We start from the raw sequence: 17,933 nt of genomic DNA on the forward strand, positions 1-17,933 counted from the left end.
TTCACACCCTTTTACTTTACTACTCTAATTTCAATATCGCCGTTAAAATAATCTACATGGAACCAGGAATTCGCCCTATTCCAAATAGATTACTCTCACATCGTCGACTGCGAGGATACAGGCAAAAGGAAGTGGCTGTGTTGCTAGGCTTATATGACCCCGTAACGCTCCGCACTTGGGAGCAAGGTAAGGCATTACCAAGCACACTGAACCTCATTAAGCTGAGCATCCTGTATCGCACCTATCCTAACGAACTATATCCGGAATATTTCAAGGAAATAAAATACGCATTGGACAAAGTTGAACTGCACTTTTTTGAAAAACGAAGTGATGTCCTTTAGCAGTGTCCGTTAGGAGTGTATGGGTGAAAAGTAATTAAAAAAGCATACGATCAAACGAGAAAAATAAAAAAAATCGAGCGAACGAACGGTTCTATTAATAGTAATAGAAATTATTATGAAGCACATTCAAAATTATACTGACATATACTCGCCCGATAACATCCAATTGGCTCATGAAATTGCAGAGCGACTGGACGACCCAGGATCATTAACCCAGTTCTTGCGCTTTGCAAAACAATACCCGCATGACTTTCTTAAGAAGTCACTAGATATCGCCTGTGCAATACCTGCAAGTCAAATCATAACTTCAAGAGCGGCGATCTTCGTTAACAGAGTGAATAACTTCCGAGATACCAATGGGTACGCTCGGAATTAGCCTCGGAACAACGTCTAGCGGGATTGCAATTATAAACGGAAAGGAGTTGATACTCGAAAATGTTCACTCATTCCGGGCACCGTGGACAGCGCAAAAGGCAGATTATATTGTTAAGCGTCTTTTAAAATACCTTGTTCATTATCATATACAATTGGTGGTCATTAAATTACCACCACGATCACACCAACCGGAATCGGTACGTGCGCTTATAGCCAAGCTAACGGAACAATGCAACTATCACGGCTGCATTGTGAAGACCTGCACAAAGTCAGAGTTAAAGCGCCATATCGTCGGTGCCAGAAATACGGCGGATATGATGCGATACGTCGCAAGCCACTATCCATCATTAATGCAAAAACACGAGCAAGCACAAAAACATAAAAATCAATATCATGCAAAAGTATTTGAGGCGGTATTAGCTGCACATATACAGAATACAAAGAGCGGGTAAACCGCTCTTTTATGTTTGTTGAATTTGATTCATATGCTGCTGTCCATAGGATAAGAACGTCAGTTAGTTCCGGTAGTCGTCGTGGCAGAAGCGTAAGGGTGCGAGCCGCCAAATCTCAACGTTAGGGAGACAAAGGGATTTAGCACTATTACCTTTTGATTCAGATCAGTTGAATCCAGGTTGGTGGCAATCGGGACAGAAGTACTATAATTGCCTTTTAAATTGTCAACCTGATGACCGGCTATTCCAAAATTCAACCCCAGATTGGCTCGATATAGAAATGAAACTCCGAAAAAAACTAATGGGGAAATGCCGTTATCGGCAGTATTGGTAATATTGATCCCCAGTCCTCCTGTGGGGCTGATACTTACCGCTCCCTCTGAATACGCTATATAGTGAAACATAACAGTGGGCGCAAACATCCAATGTGATTCGTTTCTCGATTCAACTATATTGTATTTCCCCGGCATGGTCGAATCCTGGCTTTGCTGCGCGAAGTACTTGTGCGACTTTCCCCAGGCAAGCGGGATGAACGTGAAGCCGTATGTTGTCAGCCATTTGCCTTGTTCCGGCGTCTTGAATGCAAAGGTCCACACAGTCTTTGAAACCACATTGGTGATTGTGACGGTGAGCGTCTGATTGTTCAGGGTAAAGGTTCCCAAGTCTTTGGTTGACACCGCCGAGTAGTTATTGTACAGGTCATTGCACGGGATGGACTTCGCCTTATCCATAAGCAGTCCAAAGTTAGCTTCGCTCGCTGCGGCGGCCAATTGTGCCTCAAGAGCAGCGCAGGCGGCAGCAGGGGGAGCAGCTAACGCGTGTACAGGCGGAGACGTGAGTACCGGCGGAATATTGGGTTGAAGATCCTGCGCAATTGAATATTGGCCGGAGGGAAGCATGTTTTTAATACCGATGGAAATATATTCGCCATTCTTCACAAAAATTGTGTTGGAAACGACCGGTATGGCTAAATCAAGGCTGATGGCCCTTGGACTGCTTTTCGTGCCCGGGCCGCCCTTGAAGCCAAAGGCGGGACAAATTAGTACGAAAGCCAAAAAAATGGTCGATAAAGGTTTGAGTGATGTTTTCATGTGTCAAGGTTTGTTAGATTCAATTGCAATATACTAAAACCAAATCAGAAAAAAGAATACTTTTCGGCTTTTTTTTAATTTAATCAGCTGTACCTTAACGCCTTGGGGCCTTTGCAAACACTGGGTAAACCCACTCCTTTGCTTAACTATTTCTTGTTCAATAAATTCGCTATATTTAACATAAATAACCCAATTCCTTTCACAACCAAATAAAAACCACCCAATTATGGAACAATCCAAGCACATCGGTATTTGGATCAGGGTATCCACCGACCAGCAGGTAAAAGAAGAAAGCCCCGAACATCACGAACAGCGTGCCCGCCACTACGTCGAATCAAAAAAAGGATGGACGGTCTGCGAGGTGTACCGGCTAGACGCCGTGAGCGGAAAGTCGGTCATCAACCACCCCGAGGCGAAGCGAATGCTTTCTGATATCAGAAGCGGGCGCATCACCGGCTTGGTATTCTCAAAACTTGCCCGCCTTGCCCGAAGCACCAGGGAACTCTTGGAGTTCGCGGACATCTTCCGGAAAGAAAACGCTGACCTCATCTCCCTTGCCGAAAACATCGACACCAGTTCTCCCGCAGGCAGGCTATTCTTTACGGTCATTTCCGCCATGGCGGAATGGGAACGAGAGGAGATCGCGTCCCGCGTGCAGGCATCCGTTCCCATCAGGGCAAAGCTTGGCAAGCCGCTCGGCGGACAGGCGTCATTTGGCTATCAATGGAACGGCAACGACTTTGCAATCCATCCAACGGAAGCACCCATTCGCAAGCTGATGTATGAACTATTTTTGAAGCACCAGCGCAAGTACGCCGTAGCCGAGGAACTGTACCAGCGGGGTTTTCGTCCCCGAAATGGAACCAAGTTCACCGCAACCACTATCGACCGGCTGCTGCGCGACAGCACCGCAAAGGGGCTGCGCCGCTCCAACTACACCAAGAGTCCCGGCAAGGACAAGAACTGGACAATCAAGCCCGAAAGCGAATGGATATACATTCCCTGTGACGCAATCGTGTCGGAGGAAACGTGGAACGAGTGCAATGCAATACTGGATGCGCAAACCAAACGAAGAACACCGGTTGGAAAGAAAGCAGTGTACCTGCTGTCCGGCTTCGCGTTCTGCACCTGTGGTACTCCTATGTACGTCCAGCATTCCTCAAAAGTCTATTCATGCAGGAAGTGCAAGGTGCGTATCGCGGTCGCCGACCTCGATGAGATATACCAGCAGTACTTGAAGGAGTATCTGGTGAGCATCAACCATGCGGATTACATGGCGCAGTGCGACACCCAGTTGCGGGAATGCAAAATACTATTGGATACCTCCCGAAAGGAACGGCAAAAACTATCCAAGCGCATCAACGACCTGTTGGAACTGCGCCTTGACGGCTCCCTCTCAAAGGAACGGTACATGGAAACGTACGTACCGCTTGAAGCGCAACTGCAACAGATTGACGCAGAACTGCCGCGACTGGAAGCGGAAATTGACGTGCGCACCATCAGCCTCATGTCGAGTGATTCGGTATTAACGGAAGTACGGACCCTGCATGACGAATGGAACAACTTGGCATTTGAGCAACGCCGGGGCATCGTGGAAACAATAACCACCTCAATCGAAGTCGGCCAATCCGACATCACGATTAATTTGGCATACGCGCCCCCGCTTCCTCAAAATCCAAAGAATACTTCTCACCACTTCATGGATTCATACTCGCCACCAACATAAACGAACTCGGGTAATCAACAGTAAATTTAGCCCTCGAAATAGTTACCCGTCGCTCTTCAAGGGGTTGGCGCATTACTTCAAGGGCTGAACGTTTAAACTCGGGCAATTCATCAAGAAACAATACCCCGTTATGAGCCAGAGATATTTCGCCCGGCTGCGGATTACTGCCGCCGCCAACAAGGGCCACATCGCTGATGGTATGGTGCGGTGAGCGGAACGGCCTGGTAGTAACCAATGCATCAGCAGCAGACAGCTTACCCGCTACGGAATGGATCTTGGTGGTTTCCAATGATTCGTATAAGCTTAGCGGGGGTAAAATAGATGGCAGCCTGCGCGCCAGCATAGTTTTTCCCGCTCCCGGCGGACCGATCAGTATTACATTATGCCCGCCGGCTGCAGCAATTTCCAGCGCCCGTTTAATATTTTCCTGCCCGCGGACTTCGCTAAAATCGCTGTCGTAATTGGTAAGGCTTTTGTAAAACTCATCGCGTGTATTTACAACTTCGGCAGTAAGTTGGTTATCGCCATTAAAAAAATCTACTACCTCTTTTATAGTTTCAACGCCATAAACCTCCAGTTCGTTTACAATAGCCGCCTCACGGGCATTTTGTTTGGGCAATATAAAACCCTTAAAGCCTTCTTTGCGGGCTTGTATGGCAATAGGCAGCGCACCTTTTATAGGTTGCAGACTTCCATCAAGTGAAAGCTCACCCATTATGATATATTTATCAAGGTTTTCATTCTCTACCTGGCCTGATGCGGAAAGCACACCGATAGCTATCGTAAGATCATATGCAGACCCTTCCTTTCTGATATCGGCAGGCGCCATGTTTACCACAACTTGCTGCCGTGGCATTCTGAAGCCACAATTTTTCAAGGCTGACTCAATACGAAAATAGCTTTCCTTAATTGCGGCATCGGCAAGGCCAACAACAAAATATTTGGTGCCCGCCAGTATATTTACCTCAATGGTAATAGTTATTGCCTCAATCCCGTAAACGGCGCTCCCAAAAGTCTTAACTAACATTGATAAAGTTTAATCACAGAGCGAAAGTTAATACAAATTAATTGAGTGATAAAAAAAGTTGTGTTTTATTAATACGACGCGAATATTTTTCAAAAAAAATGCCACTCAGTTGCGTTAACAGCGCTTTTTTGATAACTTTAGTTAATGAAAAACCTTGCCTTTACCATTGCGTTTATTTTACTTTCGCTTTGCTGCTTTGCACAGTATAGTATAACCGGGCGGGTAATAAGCCAGGCGGATACAAAAACTGTAGCGAATGCGGGGGTATTTTTAAGCAACGCAACAATTGGCAGCCACACGGCAGCCGACGGCTCCTTTACACTACACGATGTAAAACCGGGCAAATATGATTTGGTAATATCCGTGGTAGGGTTTGATACTTACCTGCAACCTGTAACGGTAACAAACAACAACATCGACCTGCAAACCATAACCATCTTTACAAAATCAATTGCACTTGGCGAGGTGAAGATAAAGGCAACCAAGGGTCCCGACCCGGATCGCGCCCGCTACATGACACAATTTACCGGCGAGTTTTTAGGCACTACAGATGTTGCAAAGGAGTGCCGGATATTAAACCCGGAACTGATTGATTTTGATTATGACAGCGCAAATAATATCCTCAAGGCATCATCGGTTGATTTCCTGGTAATTCAGAACGACGCCCTGGGCTACAAAATAAAATACCTGCTCAAAGATTTCACACTCGACTATGCTGAAGATGGCACTCATACCTTTAGTTATTCCGGTTCAGTTTTTTTCGAAGCGATGCAGGGTAGCCCCGCGCAACAGCGGAATTGGCAGCAGCGCAGGCAGGAAGTTTATGAAGGCTCGCAAACCCATTTCTTTCAATCATTAATTAACGGCACAATTGATAAAGATGGATTTAGGGTATTGCGCGTACCGGCAAATCCGCTTCGCCCGGCAGATAGCGTGGTACAGGAAAAAATCCGAATGTTTGCTGCATTAAAAAATGATAAGCTTTTTGGCGATTCGTTAAAATACTGGACAAAAAAAGCGGGGCTTCCCAGAATATCAGATAAGGTGAACCTCACACCTTTAAAAAAAGAGGACATAATTAAAGGCCCGGACAAGCAGGGCCTATATTCGTTGCTATTTAACAATGATGCCTTATTTATCTGCTACAACAAATATCATCATTTTAACAGGAGTGCCCCAAGCAAGGTTTCCGACCCGGAAAACAAGGACAATACGCTGGTAACTTTCAATCATGAAAGGTTGTTATTTGATAAGAACGGCTCTTTTATTAATCCTGATGGTTTATCGTTCGACGGGGTTTGGATGCGGGGACGGCTGGCAACATTGCTGCCAGTGGATTATGAACCGCAACAAATAACAGGTATGGAGATCGACAGTGAGGTGGTGAAAAAAGTAACCGCTAAAATGGATACTTACTCGGCTGCACATGTTACAGAAAAAGCGTACCTGCACTTTGACAAACCATACTATGCCGCTGGCGACACCGTATATTTTAAAGCCTATTTAACCCAGGGCGAAGATCATAAACTTAACCATTTAAGCGGGGTGTTATATGTTGACCTGGTGGACTCGTTCAATAAAATAATTAAGTCGGAAAAATTACAGGTTACTGACGGCGTGGGTTGGGGTGATTTTGCTCTGTCGTCGGCCTTGCTAAAGGGAAGTTACAGAATCAGGGCTTATACCCAATGGATGCGCAACGCAGGAGATAATGCCTTTTTTGATAAAACCATACAGATCGGCTCAACTGCTGCCGTTCGTATTCCTGAAAGCGGCACTCCCGCAAATAAACAATCCCACTTAAAACCTGATCTTAAATTTTTCCCCGAGAGCGGCAACCTGGTTACCGGCGTAAAAAACAAGATCGCCTTTAAGGCTATCGCTTCAAGCGGATTGGGGGTTGACGTTAAGGGTGTAGTAATTGATAACGAAAACAAGCAGGTAGCCACTTTTACCTCGGTACATTTAGGAATGGGCTATTTTTATATTATCCCCTCCGAAGCAAAAACTTATACTGCCCGGGTAACTTACTCAGACGGAACAACTGATGCCATTGAAATCCCAAACGGCAATTCAAATGAGATAAAGATTGCCTTCACCGATAATAACCGGTTATGGAGCGTAAGGATAAACAGCGGAAAACAATGGTATCAGCAAAATAAGGGCAAGATATACACGCTTATAATTTACTCAGGTGGCGTACCGCAAAGCTACTCGGTAAAACTCGAGAGCCAGGACGTTAGCCTTGACGTTTCAAAAAAAGACCTTCATGCCGGCATAGCCACCGCAACGCTATTTTCGGCAACCGGGGAACCGTTGTGCGAACGTTTGCTATTTGTACAAAACTGCGAACAGCTTAAGTTAGACATTAATGCTGACAAGAGCATCTACACTGCGCGCGCAAACACCGCCATCAAACTAAATGTAAGCAAAGCTACAGGTGAACCCGCTTCGGGACATTTCTCGGTTGCTGTTATTGATGAGAGCAAGGTGCCGGTTGACGACAATTCCGAGTCGACAATCATTAATGATCTGCTGCTTACTTCGGATTTGAAGGGATTTGTTGAACAGCCCAATTATTACTTTACCAACAGCAATGAAAAAACTGCCGCCGATCTTGACCTGGTAATGCTTACACATGGCTATAGAAAATACGAGTGGGAGCAAATATTAAATAATGACGACAACCAGGTTATGGCCTACAAACCTGAAATAGGTTTAACAGTTAGCGGCATTGTCAAGTTTAATGGCAAACCAGTTGACAAGGGTAGGGTGAAGCTGTTCGGTAAGGCCTCGGGAGGCTTGATGCTGGATACGGTGACAGATCAAAACGGACGGTTTATCTTTAATAAACTCGCCTATTATGATACTACAAAATTTGTAGTGCAGGCGCGCACAGCGAAGGATCAGAAGGAAGTAGATGTAAAACCTGATTCGTTAGCAGCAGAAGCTGTTGTTACCGGCAAAGGCACCCCTGGTCCTGATGCTGGCAATAGCCTGGCAATTTATGAACACAGCAGCAAACAATTTTTTGAAGAACAGCGAAAATACGGTATCAACAAAAATGAAGTACAGCTACAGGAGGTAATTATTAAAGACAAAAAGATAAACCCCTTTGTGCATTCCCAAAACTTAAACGGGGCGGGTAATGCAGATCAAACCGTTACCGCAGAATGGCTGGAAAACTCGGGATACACCAGCCTTTATGATGCATTAAGGGCCAAGTTAACTTTTGTAACTTTCACCAAAACTCACAAATTGCGCGCAAACCGAACCGTATTAACAAACACAGAAACGGCAGATTATCTGACTGTGATAGTGGACGGTAGTCCTCAACTTATGCTTGACGACCCTAAGAATAACATGGAGCGTGGCGTTTTAGATTATTACGATGCAAACGATATAGAAAGCGTTGAAGTACTTATAGGCCCGCATTACGGAGCCATTTACGGCAACATAGCCAGCGGTGGGGCCATAATTGTTACCACCAAACAAGGCAGGAGAGCTAATAATTACTACAAGGAGGCACCGGGCGTAATAACGGTAAAACCTGGCGGCTTTTATAAAGCCAGGCAATTTTACGCACCGAAATATGATCATCCCGAAACGATTGATCCGAAAAAAGATCTGCGGACAACCATTTACTGGAACTCCGAAATAACAACGGATAGTGCCGGCAATGCTTCGTTTAATTACTATAACGCCGATGGTGCAGGGAACTATCGGGTAGTTATTGAAGGCATTGATACCGAAGGGAATTTAGGCAGACAGGTTTATTATTATAAAGTTGAATAAAAAAACATTACAAAAAATGAGTCGATTTACCTTCACCTTCTTGTTAGTTTTAGCTACTCTATGCTGTTGCGCTCAATTTAGCATCAAGGGGCATATTATTAGCCAGGCTGATACAAAACCTGTTGCCAACGCAAGCGTATTTTTAAGTAATGCCACAATTGGCGATCATACAACGGCAAGCGGCTCATTTAACCTTGCCGGTGTAAAGCCGGGTAAATACCAACTGGTGATCTCAATAGTTGGGTTTGATACCTATACACAACCGGTAACGGTAAGCAATGGAGACGTAGATCTGCAAACCATTACCATATATCCAAAATCAATTGGACTTGCCGAAGTGAAAATAACAGGCACCAAAGGTGCCGATCCGGAGCGCCCCCGCTACATGGCACAGTTTACCGGCGAGTTTTTAGGCAACTCTGATATCGCGAAAGAATGCAGGATCCTGAACCCCGAATTGATAGATTTTAATTACGATGCGGCAAATAACATCCTCAAAGCTTCGTCGGTTGATTTTTTAGTGATTCAGAATGATGCCCTGGGCTACAGGATAAAATATATGCTTAAAGATTTTACCCTCAATTATGCAGAAGACGGAACCCACACCTTTAACTATTCAGGTTCGGTATTTTTTGAAGCGATGAAAGGCAGCCCTGCCGAACAACAGCAATGGCAGCGGCGCAGACAGGAAATATACGAAGGGTCACAGACGCACTTTTTTCAATCACTAATTGCCGGTACCATCGACCGGGATGGGTTTAGGATTCTTCGTTTACCCGCTAACCCGATGCGCCCCGCAGACAGTGTTGTGCAGGAGAAAATTCGCATTTTTGGAGCGTTTAAGAATGATAAGACTTTTCGCGACTCGTTAAAATACTGGTCAAAAAAGGCGGCGCTGCCTAAAACATCCGGCAAGCTAAACCCAGTACCGTTACAAAGGGAAGATCTGTTGAAGGGGCCGAACAAACAAGGGCTTTATTCCCTGCTGTTTAATGGGGATGCTTTATTTATCTCTTATAACAAGTATCATCATTTTAACAGGAGCGCCCCTGGCAAACTTTCCGATCCGGATAATAAAGACAATACGCTTGTAAGCTTCGATTATGATCGGTTGTTGTTTGATAAAAATGGTTCATTTATCAACCCCGGTGGGTTAACGTTCGACGGTGTTTGGATGAGGGGCCGACTGGCTACATTGCTACCTGTGGATTACGAACCGCAACAGATCACAGGCCAGGAGGTTGACAGTGCAGTGGTAAAAAAGTTAACCGATAAAATGAACAGCTATGCGGCTCAGCACGTTACAGAAAAAACTTACCTGCATTTTGATAAGCCTTATTATGCCGCCGGCGACACCATGTATTTTAAAGCTTATTTAACCCAGGGAGATGATCATAAGTTAAACCATTTAAGCGGCATATTACATATTGAGTTAATAGACCCGGCCAATAAAGTAATTGACTCAGAAAAACTACAGGTTACCGACGGGGTAGGTTGGGGCGATTTTGCACTTGACCCGGCGCTGTTAAAAGGCGATTATAGGGTTAGGGCCTATACCCAATTGATGAGAAACGAAGGCGATGAGGCTTTTTTTGACAAAACCATACAAATAGGCTCCACTGCTGCTATCCGCGTTCCGGAAAGCGGTATTCCGGCAAGTAAGCAACCTGGCTTAAAACCCGATCTTAAATTCTTCCCCGAAAGCGGAAATCTCGTTGCAGGGATCAAAAGCAAGATAGCTTTTAAGGCTATCGCAGCAAACGGACTTGGAGTAGCTGTTAAGGGCGTAGTGACAGACAATGAAAACAACCAAATTGCCACCTTTACATCAACACATCTGGGGATGGGGTATTTTACTATTACACCGTCTGAAACAAAAACTTATACTGCTAAAGTAAGCTATCCCGACGGAACAAGCAGTGCTATTGAGATGCCAAAAGGAATCGCAGACGGGATTACTGCAAGCTTTACGGACGCCGGCAGGGTTTATAGTGTAAAAATAAGTGCAGGTAAACAGACATATCAGCAATACAGGAACAAACTCTATACGCTGGTGATCTATTCGGGCGGCGTGCCAAGTAGTTACACAGTAAAACTTGAAAACCAGGAAGTAACCATTGAGATCCCTAAAAAAGACTTGCATTCGGGTATTACAACAGCTACCCTATTTTCTGCTGCAGGCGAACCGCTATGTGAGCGCTTACTGTTCGTTCAAAATAATGATCAGCTTAAATTAGACATCAACACCGATAAAAACAGCTACGCTGCCCGATCAAACACAAGCATTAAACTAAATGTAAGCAAGGCAACTGGCCAACCTGTGCCCGGCCATTTTTCTGTAGCGGTTATTAACGAGAGCAAGGTGCCTGTTGATGAAAATACCGAATCAACCATCATCAATAACCTGCTGCTAACTTCCGATTTGAAGGGTTATATTGAACAGCCCAACTATTATTTCACAAATAGCAATGAGAAAACTGCTGCCGATCTTGACCTGGTAATGCTTACTCATGGTTACAGGAAATATGAATGGAAACAAATACTAGACAACAATGGTCCTTCTAAAATAACCTACCAACCTGAGAAGGATTTTACTATTAGTGGTACCGTTAAGTTTAATAGAAAGCCTGTTGAAAAGGGCAAAATAAAGTTATTTAGCAAAGGGGTAAATGGGATAATGCTGGACACACTCACCGATAAAAATGGCAAGTTCATTTTTGACAGGCTCATTTATGATGATACCACAAAATTTGTAATACAGGCGCGAACCGCAAAAGGGGAAAAAGACGTAGATGTGTTGTTGGATTCAATGGGCCCGGGGCCGGCAGTAAATGCTAAAATGGCATACTATGCACTTCAAAACGAAAATGTGAACGTATATACCCTGCGCAGTAAAGAGTTTTTTAACGAGCAGGCAAAATATGGAATAAATAAGCATGCGCTTATGCTCAAGGAGGTGGTGATAAAGGACAAAAAAAAGAATAATGACCCAATACAGGAATCTGAAAACCTGAATGGCGCAGGCCACGCTGACCAGGTAATAACCTCGGATTGGTTCGAAAATTCGGGTTTTTCGAGTTTGTGGGATGCGTTAAAGGCTAAGCTTACCGGTGTAGAATTTAATTTTAAACACCAGATAGTTTCGCGGCGATCAGTCCCCCATCTGCAAGCTATGCAATTAAAACCGTGGGATACGGAAGAACCTAATGACGGTAAGGCCCCAATGCAGGACCTTGTGGAAATAATAGTTGACGGCGTGCCTATTGGGCAACCATATAAAGAAGGTTTTCCCAATTTTATAGAGGGAATTGATGTAAACAATGTAGCGAGCGTAGAATTTGGGAACTTACACTATGCAGCAATATATGGCAGCAGGGCTGCCGGTGGCGTACTGATCATCACCATGAAGAAAAAGGCAAGGATGGTGAACAATTATTACCGTGATGCGCCAGGAGTAATTATTTATAAGACCAACGGTTTTTATAAGGCCCGTGAGTTTTACAAACCGCAATACGACCATCCAACGAACAATAGTATGCAGGATTTAAGAACTACCATTTACTGGAATCCTGAATTGATGACTGACAGCAATGGAAATGCTTCATTCAACTACTACAACGCCGATGGAACAGGCAACTATCGCGTGGTTGTTGAAGGGATAGATGCTGAAGGTAATTTGGGCAGGCAGGTTTATCATTATAAAGTTGAATGACGCTATCCCTTTTCAAAAAACTTAAGGCTAACCCTTTCGCCGTCAAACACAGCGTAGCTATAAGCATTTACCCACTCGCCTAAATTAATATAGTGGCTTCTGTCCGACAGCTTAATGTCAAGAGGCAAGTGGCGATGCCCAAATATCAGGTAATCATAAAATTGGGTTTTCAATACATCTTTACAATAGGTTACCAGCCACTCCTGCTCCCCGGGTTTATGATCTTCCTTTTTATCGTTGGCTATCCTGCTGTGTGTTGACCAATAGTTGGCTATGCCTACACCGAAATTAGGATGAATGCGGGCAAACAGCCATTGGCAAAGGCGGCTTCTGAAAAATCCTTTTAACATTTTGTAGAACGTATCGCCCGGCCCTAACCCATCGCCATGATGCAAGTAGAATTTTTTACCGCTTCGCTCAATTTCGAGTTCGTCGCTGATGATGGTTGCGCCCAACTCGCGTTCAAAGTAATCAAACATCCACATATCATGGTTCCCTTTAAAAAACCAAAGCTTTATACCTGCGTCAGATAATTCGGCAAGCTTGCCTAAAAAGCGAATGTATCCCTTCGGAACAACGGTTTTATACTCAAACCAAAAATCAAATACATCGCCCATTAAAAAAACCTCGGTGGCATCCGCCTTGATAGAGTCGAGCCAGCGTACCAACCGGTCCTCACGTTCCCTGCTGCGTGCGTAAGTACCTGTACCCAAATGAAAATCGGAAGCGAAGTATAATTTATTGCGGATTGCCATTATTGCCGTAAAAATAAGCTAATAATGTGCAGATGTGCAAATCGGAAAACTGTAGCGAGTTTTGTTACGATGCTGTATTTAATTGCTGGTTATTAAACGGATTGGCCTGCTCACATACCTGGTTCACCAAATCGCGGGACAGGGGCTTGGTCATAAATGAATTAACGCAGGCATATTTTTTCGACTGAAAAACATCCGCTGTACGAATAGATGAACTCATGATATGTACCCTTACATTCTTTTTTGTATCGGCATTAAACACCTCAAGCTTATCAAGAAATTCCCAGCCGGTAAGCTGTGGCATGTCAAGGTCCAGCAAAATAACGTCGGGCATCGTGCCGCCGTCCTTATTTTCCTCCAGGTAATCTAATACCAACCTGCCGTCGAACGTATAGGTTGCCTGCTGGCAGTTGTAATTATTATGCAATAAGCGTTGCATAATATAGTGATCCGTTGGGTTATCATCAATTACTACAAGTTTGCACATAAACAGATGGGTTAAAATAATGGCTAATATAAGTATTTTAAAACTAACGTGTTACCAATAATTTTTTTGTAAAAAAAGCATTACAAAACGATAATGAAATAATGCCGGATAATAAAGTTCAATAGGTGTGCCACATACATTTTGGGGTGAATGTGTGCACTTATTATTGTTGTAGAACAATATTTTTACCCGCGATTAATAAATACAAACATGAGGGGAAATCGACTTTATAAAACTGTGGAAAAATTGGCGCATGATGTGGCGCGGTTAGTCCCAATAGGCATCTTAAAGTTGTGCCAAACTCACCAGCGTATAGTTTTTCCGGCATAAGGTAAAGTGCTAAAAGGTGCATAAGGCCTTGCAAACAGCCGGTCAGAAAAATACCCGGACCGGATTTTAATCCCAGCCCGCCGGCAGTATGCATTTCCATAACCCACTAAAAACATTTATTTTAGTCGCCCCGAATGAATTTTTTTAATAAACCAGTTAAACAAACCGATGCAGACGACAGTAAACTGCTAAACAATTACCGCCAAAGCGGTGATCTGCTGGTTTTAGGAAAGCTTTTTGAAAAGCAAATGCCATTGGTTTATGGAGTTTGTTTGAAATACCTGAAGGATGAGGACCAGGCCAAAGATGCCGTGATGAGCATATTTGAAGAATTGGTTGTTAAGGCTAAGCAGCACGATATTAAACAGTTCAGGAGTTGGCTGTATGTATTAAGCCGCAATTATTGCTTGATGCAGCTGCGGTCGGGGAAAAAGACGGAAACAGTTAATTTGGATGATTTTATGGAATTTACACCAATTCTGCATCCTGATGATAACAACCGGGAAGCCGCAATGCAGGCGTTGGAAAGATGTATGGATAAATTGCCGGCAAATCAAAAACAAAGCATAAGCTTGTTTTATTTAAATGAAAAGTGTTATAAAGAGATCAACGAACTTACCGGCTTTAGCCTTAACGAGGTTAAAAGCTATATACAGAATGGTAAAAGAAATTTAAGGATCTGTTTGGAAAAAGATAGTGAGTAAACAAGAGGCCGACATATTGCTGATAAGGAAGTACCTGAACGGGGAACTTGACGGCCCTGCTATGCACCGGCTTGAGCGGCGCGCCCAGGATGATCCTTTTTTAATGGATGCCATCGAGGGATATGAAAAGGCGAAAAATGATCAGCGCGTAAATTTGGATAGCCTGACGAAAGATTTACAACAACGAATCACTAAAAGGGAAACGCGGGTAATTCCGTGGAGGATATTAGGCATAGCGGCATCAATATTGGTGTTTTTTACAATAGGCGGGTTATGGCTTTACAGGGACAGGGAACCCGTTGCTTTGAAAATGGCCCAATTGTATAAACAAAAACCAAAGCCTGCAACAGTTACAGCCTCCCGTGATTCTGTTGTACAGGACAACGTTATTGCCTCCTTACCCCCGCCCTCTCATAAGCAAGCCTTAGAGCCCCCCCGCCCGGTCATTAAAGCCTACAAGAGTGTAGCAGACGAGCGCCCCCATGCCAATCCTTTAACCAGTGCGGATGTAAGCGCAGAAGAACCTGCCAGCGCCGATACTGATAACACTTCATTAGCCGAAATGGTGGTGGTGGATATGACGAAAAAAAACAAGGACGCTGCGCAAAGCAAACTGATGGATACAGTAAATAAAAACCACACCTTTCATCAGCCCAATATAAATACCGCCCTGGCCGGAAGAGTGGCGGGTGTACAGGTAAAGCCTGCTGAAGGTAAGCCGCTTACCGGCTTTTTTGATTCATCGTTAAGAAGAAGAATAGAGGGTCGGGTGGTTGATAAAACAGATGGCTTGCCTTTGCCTGGTGTATCGGTAAGGATTGCGGGCTCAAATACAGGAACCCTGACAGATGCTGAAGGCCATTTCAAACTCCCGGTCGACAGTAATAAAACCAGGCTAAATATTGGCTTTATTGGCTATGAGTCGCAAAATGTAAACATAACCAAACGCGATTCGCTTAAAACTATAGCGATGGTACCGAGCAACAAATCGTTGAACGAAGTTGTGGTTGTAGGATACGGCACTAAAAAAACGGATGATGAAGTGGCAATCATTGCTGCACGCCCTAAGGATGGCTGGGGAAGTTTAAGAAAATACCTAAAAGAAAATGCCAAATCGCCCGATGGCAAAACCGGTACTTTAAAACTCTCGTTTACTGTTGACCGCTATGGTGAGGTCAGCGATATAGCTGTTGCAAAAAGTCTCAGCCCCGCTACAGATAAAAAGGCCATCGACTTGATAAGTGATGGCCCTGAATGGCTTGGCAATTCAAACAGACAACCCGAAAAGGTAACTATCCGAATTAAATTCACTAAATAATTAGTGCTTTACATTTTTCTCGGCAAAAGCAAATACCTTTTGCATTACAGGTGTAGTGCGCGCACCTAAATTTTTACGGATATTCAATTCCTCCTGCGCAATTTCTAAAAACAACCCGTCAATAGCTTTCTGAGTTACATACGCGCTGATATCGGGGTTCATGTGGCTTACAAACGGAATTTTATTGTACTCGCCCGCAGCCTGGCCATAGTACTTTGTTGCGCCTACCTTATCCAGGCTCCCCTGTACAACAGGCTTAAATGAGGCTGTTAAATCAACAGTAGTGGTCCTTTTAAAATACTGTGTGGCAGAATCCTGGCCGCCCAACAGTATGCTTTCAACATCCTGCAAAGTCATATGGGTAATTGCTTTAATAAATATGGGCTTTGCCTGCTTTGCAGCATCTTCGGCAGCACGGTTTAATGAAAGTATTACGTTATCGCACAACTTACCTAAACCAATACTACGTAATGTTTTTTCAGCTTTTTGAGCCTGTGGAGGGAAAAGTATTTTTACCATTGGGTTTCCAAAATAACCGTTTACAGCTGAAAGCTGGTCGGAACTTTTAGAAGTACCCTTTTGCAGCGCTTGTTTTAACGCAGTGCCCATATCCAAACTAGAGGGAATGCTTATTTGAATGGTACCTGCGGCAACCAGACGGGCCGGGGCAAAACTTGATAATGTAACGAATATAACAAGGACCGGGATTAATAATAATGTTTTTTTCATAACGCTTAGCTTTAAATAGAGTAGTTTGAGCGATTAATTTATCGCCACCAAAATAAACAAAATTTCCAGCAGAAAAATTATTTAACTAAAACTCTTAATAAGGCAAACATGCCCGCAGCTATAACAGCAGAGATAGGAATAGTAATTATCCAGGCCCAGATAATATTGATGGTTAGGCCCCATCTAACAGCCGATAAACGCTTGGTTAGGCCAACACCTATAATTGACCCGGTAATAGTGTGCGTTGTTGAAACCGGTATACCAAATTGCTGGGTGAAGAACAAGGTTAGCGCACCGGCTGTTTCAGCGCTTACACCTTCAAGCGGCGTTATTTTGGTAATTTTGGACCCCATAGTTTTTACAATTCTCCATCCGCCCGACATGGTGCCTAACGCAATGGCCGAATAACATGCCAGCGGGATCCATTCAGGCATTGGGTCGCCCGGTTTTATAATGTGCGACGTAAACACCGCTACATATAAAATTCCCATTACTTTTTGTGCATCGTTGCCGCCATGTGCAAAACTCAATGCCGCTGATGAAACAAGTTGCAAGCGTTTAAACCACCGTTCAGCTACCGCAGGGCGGGCGTTTTTGCAGATGTGTAATATCACCACCGTAACTATATAAGCCACAACCAGGCCTATCACAGGTGCGAGCACTATATAAGCCAAAATTGTAAATATATAGGTGCTGTTTATAGCGCTCATGGGGCTGGCTCCCATATAAATAGCATTGGTAATACCGGCCCCCGCAAATCCGCCGATAAGCGTATGTGATGAACTGGACGGAATACCAAACCACCAGGTTATGAGATTCCAGGTTATGGCTGCAATTAAGCCGGCCAGTATCACATGCATGGTGATAAAGTTTTCCTGAACAATTTTTGAAACGGTATTGGCAACTTTATGCTCCTTTATAAAAAAGAAAACCAGGAAGTTAAAAAAAGCCGCCCATAAAACAGCCTGGAACGGCGTTAATACCTTGGTTGAAACAATAGTAGCGATGGAGTTTGCTGCATCATGAAACCCGTTGGTATAATCAAATATCAACGCCAAACAAACTACAACAATAAGTATAGGTGTAACCAT

The 17,933-nt window shown here is 44.0% G+C and carries 13 protein-coding genes and 1 pseudogene; 7 read left to right on the forward strand and 7 right to left on the reverse strand.

The annotated features are described in order from the left end of the window. Positions 1–56 precede the first annotated feature (56 nt). Both KXD93_RS16820 and KXD93_RS16825 read left to right on the forward strand, forming a co-directional pair. Positions 57–341: a helix-turn-helix transcriptional regulator gene (locus KXD93_RS16820; protein ID WP_258138447.1), complete on the forward strand. Its 285-nt coding sequence runs from the start codon at positions 57–59 to the stop codon at positions 339–341. A gap of 356 nt (positions 342–697) precedes the next feature. After that, complete coding sequence (locus tag KXD93_RS16825) at positions 698–1,168, forward strand: RuvC family protein (RefSeq protein ID WP_258138448.1); 471 nt, start codon at positions 698–700, stop codon at positions 1,166–1,168. Between the two features lie 59 nt (positions 1,169–1,227). On the opposite strand, the gene KXD93_RS16830 is transcribed toward KXD93_RS16825, so the two are convergent. Then, on the reverse strand, positions 1,228–2,259 hold the full coding sequence (locus KXD93_RS16830) for a hypothetical protein (RefSeq protein ID WP_258138450.1): 1,032 nt from the start codon (positions 2,257–2,259) through the stop codon (positions 1,228–1,230). A gap of 226 nt (positions 2,260–2,485) precedes the next feature. On the opposite strand from KXD93_RS16830, the gene KXD93_RS16835 reads away from it, so the two are divergent. Beyond that, on the forward strand, positions 2,486–3,985 hold the full coding sequence (locus KXD93_RS16835; protein WP_258138451.1) for a recombinase family protein: 1,500 nt from the start codon (positions 2,486–2,488) through the stop codon (positions 3,983–3,985). On the opposite strand, the pseudogene KXD93_RS16840 reads toward KXD93_RS16835, so the two are convergent. Beyond that, positions 3,960–5,012: pseudogene (locus tag KXD93_RS16840) on the reverse strand (YifB family Mg chelatase-like AAA ATPase); the annotation flags it as partial. The gene KXD93_RS16835 and the pseudogene KXD93_RS16840 overlap by 26 nt on opposite strands. A gap of 144 nt (positions 5,013–5,156) precedes the next feature. Between KXD93_RS16840 and KXD93_RS16845 the strand changes: the two are divergent. Together KXD93_RS16845 and KXD93_RS16850 are read left to right on the forward strand one after the other, a co-directional pair. Then, positions 5,157–8,807 (forward strand): carboxypeptidase-like regulatory domain-containing protein, encoded by a 3,651-nt coding sequence (locus tag KXD93_RS16845; protein WP_258138452.1) that lies wholly within the window; start codon positions 5,157–5,159, stop codon positions 8,805–8,807. A 16-nt stretch (positions 8,808–8,823) separates the two neighbouring features. Next, on the forward strand, positions 8,824–12,519 hold the full coding sequence (locus KXD93_RS16850) for a carboxypeptidase regulatory-like domain-containing protein (RefSeq protein WP_258138453.1): 3,696 nt from the start codon (positions 8,824–8,826) through the stop codon (positions 12,517–12,519). A gap of 2 nt (positions 12,520–12,521) precedes the next feature. Here the strand turns inward: KXD93_RS16850 and KXD93_RS16855 are convergent, their stop codons facing one another. The 3 genes from KXD93_RS16855 to KXD93_RS16865 all read right to left on the reverse strand — a co-directional run bounded on the left by KXD93_RS16855 (position 12,522) and on the right by KXD93_RS16865 (position 14,191). Beyond that, positions 12,522–13,274, reverse strand: coding sequence for a UDP-2,3-diacylglucosamine diphosphatase (locus KXD93_RS16855; protein WP_258138454.1), 753 nt, complete (start codon positions 13,272–13,274; stop codon positions 12,522–12,524). A gap of 64 nt (positions 13,275–13,338) precedes the next feature. Continuing rightward, positions 13,339–13,761, reverse strand: a complete 423-nt coding sequence (locus tag KXD93_RS16860) for a response regulator (protein WP_258138455.1) — start codon at positions 13,759–13,761, stop codon at positions 13,339–13,341. A 163-nt stretch (positions 13,762–13,924) separates the two neighbouring features. Next, positions 13,925–14,191: a hypothetical protein gene (locus KXD93_RS16865; RefSeq protein ID WP_258138456.1), complete on the reverse strand. Its 267-nt coding sequence runs from the start codon at positions 14,189–14,191 to the stop codon at positions 13,925–13,927. A gap of 34 nt (positions 14,192–14,225) precedes the next feature. Between KXD93_RS16865 and KXD93_RS16870 the strand changes: the two genes are divergently transcribed. Then, positions 14,226–14,795: an RNA polymerase sigma factor gene (locus tag KXD93_RS16870; protein ID WP_258138457.1), complete on the forward strand. Its 570-nt coding sequence runs from the start codon at positions 14,226–14,228 to the stop codon at positions 14,793–14,795. After that, positions 14,788–16,113 carry a carboxypeptidase-like regulatory domain-containing protein gene (locus KXD93_RS16875; protein ID WP_258138458.1) on the forward strand — a complete coding sequence of 442 codons (1,326 nt, stop codon included), beginning with the start codon at positions 14,788–14,790 and terminating at the stop codon, positions 16,111–16,113. Before KXD93_RS16870 ends, KXD93_RS16875 begins: the two co-directional genes overlap by 8 nt. Here KXD93_RS16875 and KXD93_RS16880 read toward each other — a convergent pair whose 3' ends face one another. After that, on the reverse strand, positions 16,114–16,842 hold the full coding sequence (locus tag KXD93_RS16880) for a DUF4197 domain-containing protein (RefSeq protein WP_258138459.1): 729 nt from the start codon (positions 16,840–16,842) through the stop codon (positions 16,114–16,116). Positions 16,843–16,919: 77 nt separating this feature from the next. Beyond that, positions 16,920–17,933, reverse strand: a complete 1,014-nt coding sequence (locus KXD93_RS16885) for an inorganic phosphate transporter (protein ID WP_258138460.1) — start codon at positions 17,931–17,933, stop codon at positions 16,920–16,922.

Origin of the sequence: Mucilaginibacter phenanthrenivorans, assembly GCF_024721155.1 — a bacterium.
Lineage (GTDB): Bacteria > Bacteroidota > Bacteroidia > Sphingobacteriales > Sphingobacteriaceae > Mucilaginibacter > Mucilaginibacter phenanthrenivorans.

What these genes read in the sequence shown, in the direction of transcription:
- KXD93_RS16860 (WP_258138455.1), bottom strand. Translation starts at nt 13,761, where the DNA reads ATGTGCAAACTTGTAGTAATTGATGATAACCCAACGGATCACTATATT.
- KXD93_RS16885 (WP_258138460.1), bottom strand. Translation starts at nt 17,933, where the DNA reads ATGGTTACACCTATACTTATTGTTGTAGTTTGTTTGGCGTTGATATTT.
- KXD93_RS16830 (WP_258138450.1), bottom strand. Translation starts at nt 2,259, where the DNA reads ATGAAAACATCACTCAAACCTTTATCGACCATTTTTTTGGCTTTCGTA.
- KXD93_RS16865 (WP_258138456.1), bottom strand. Translation starts at nt 14,191, where the DNA reads ATGGAAATGCATACTGCCGGCGGGCTGGGATTAAAATCCGGTCCGGGT.
- KXD93_RS16820 (WP_258138447.1), top strand. Translation starts at nt 57, where the DNA reads ATGGAACCAGGAATTCGCCCTATTCCAAATAGATTACTCTCACATCGT.
- KXD93_RS16850 (WP_258138453.1), top strand. Translation starts at nt 8,824, where the DNA reads ATGAGTCGATTTACCTTCACCTTCTTGTTAGTTTTAGCTACTCTATGC.
- KXD93_RS16845 (WP_258138452.1), top strand. Translation starts at nt 5,157, where the DNA reads ATGAAAAACCTTGCCTTTACCATTGCGTTTATTTTACTTTCGCTTTGC.
- KXD93_RS16855 (WP_258138454.1), bottom strand. Translation starts at nt 13,274, where the DNA reads ATGGCAATCCGCAATAAATTATACTTCGCTTCCGATTTTCATTTGGGT.
- KXD93_RS16880 (WP_258138459.1), bottom strand. Translation starts at nt 16,842, where the DNA reads ATGAAAAAAACATTATTATTAATCCCGGTCCTTGTTATATTCGTTACA.
- KXD93_RS16825 (WP_258138448.1), top strand. Translation starts at nt 698, where the DNA reads ATGGGTACGCTCGGAATTAGCCTCGGAACAACGTCTAGCGGGATTGCA.
- KXD93_RS16835 (WP_258138451.1), top strand. Translation starts at nt 2,486, where the DNA reads ATGGAACAATCCAAGCACATCGGTATTTGGATCAGGGTATCCACCGAC.
- KXD93_RS16870 (WP_258138457.1), top strand. Translation starts at nt 14,226, where the DNA reads ATGAATTTTTTTAATAAACCAGTTAAACAAACCGATGCAGACGACAGT.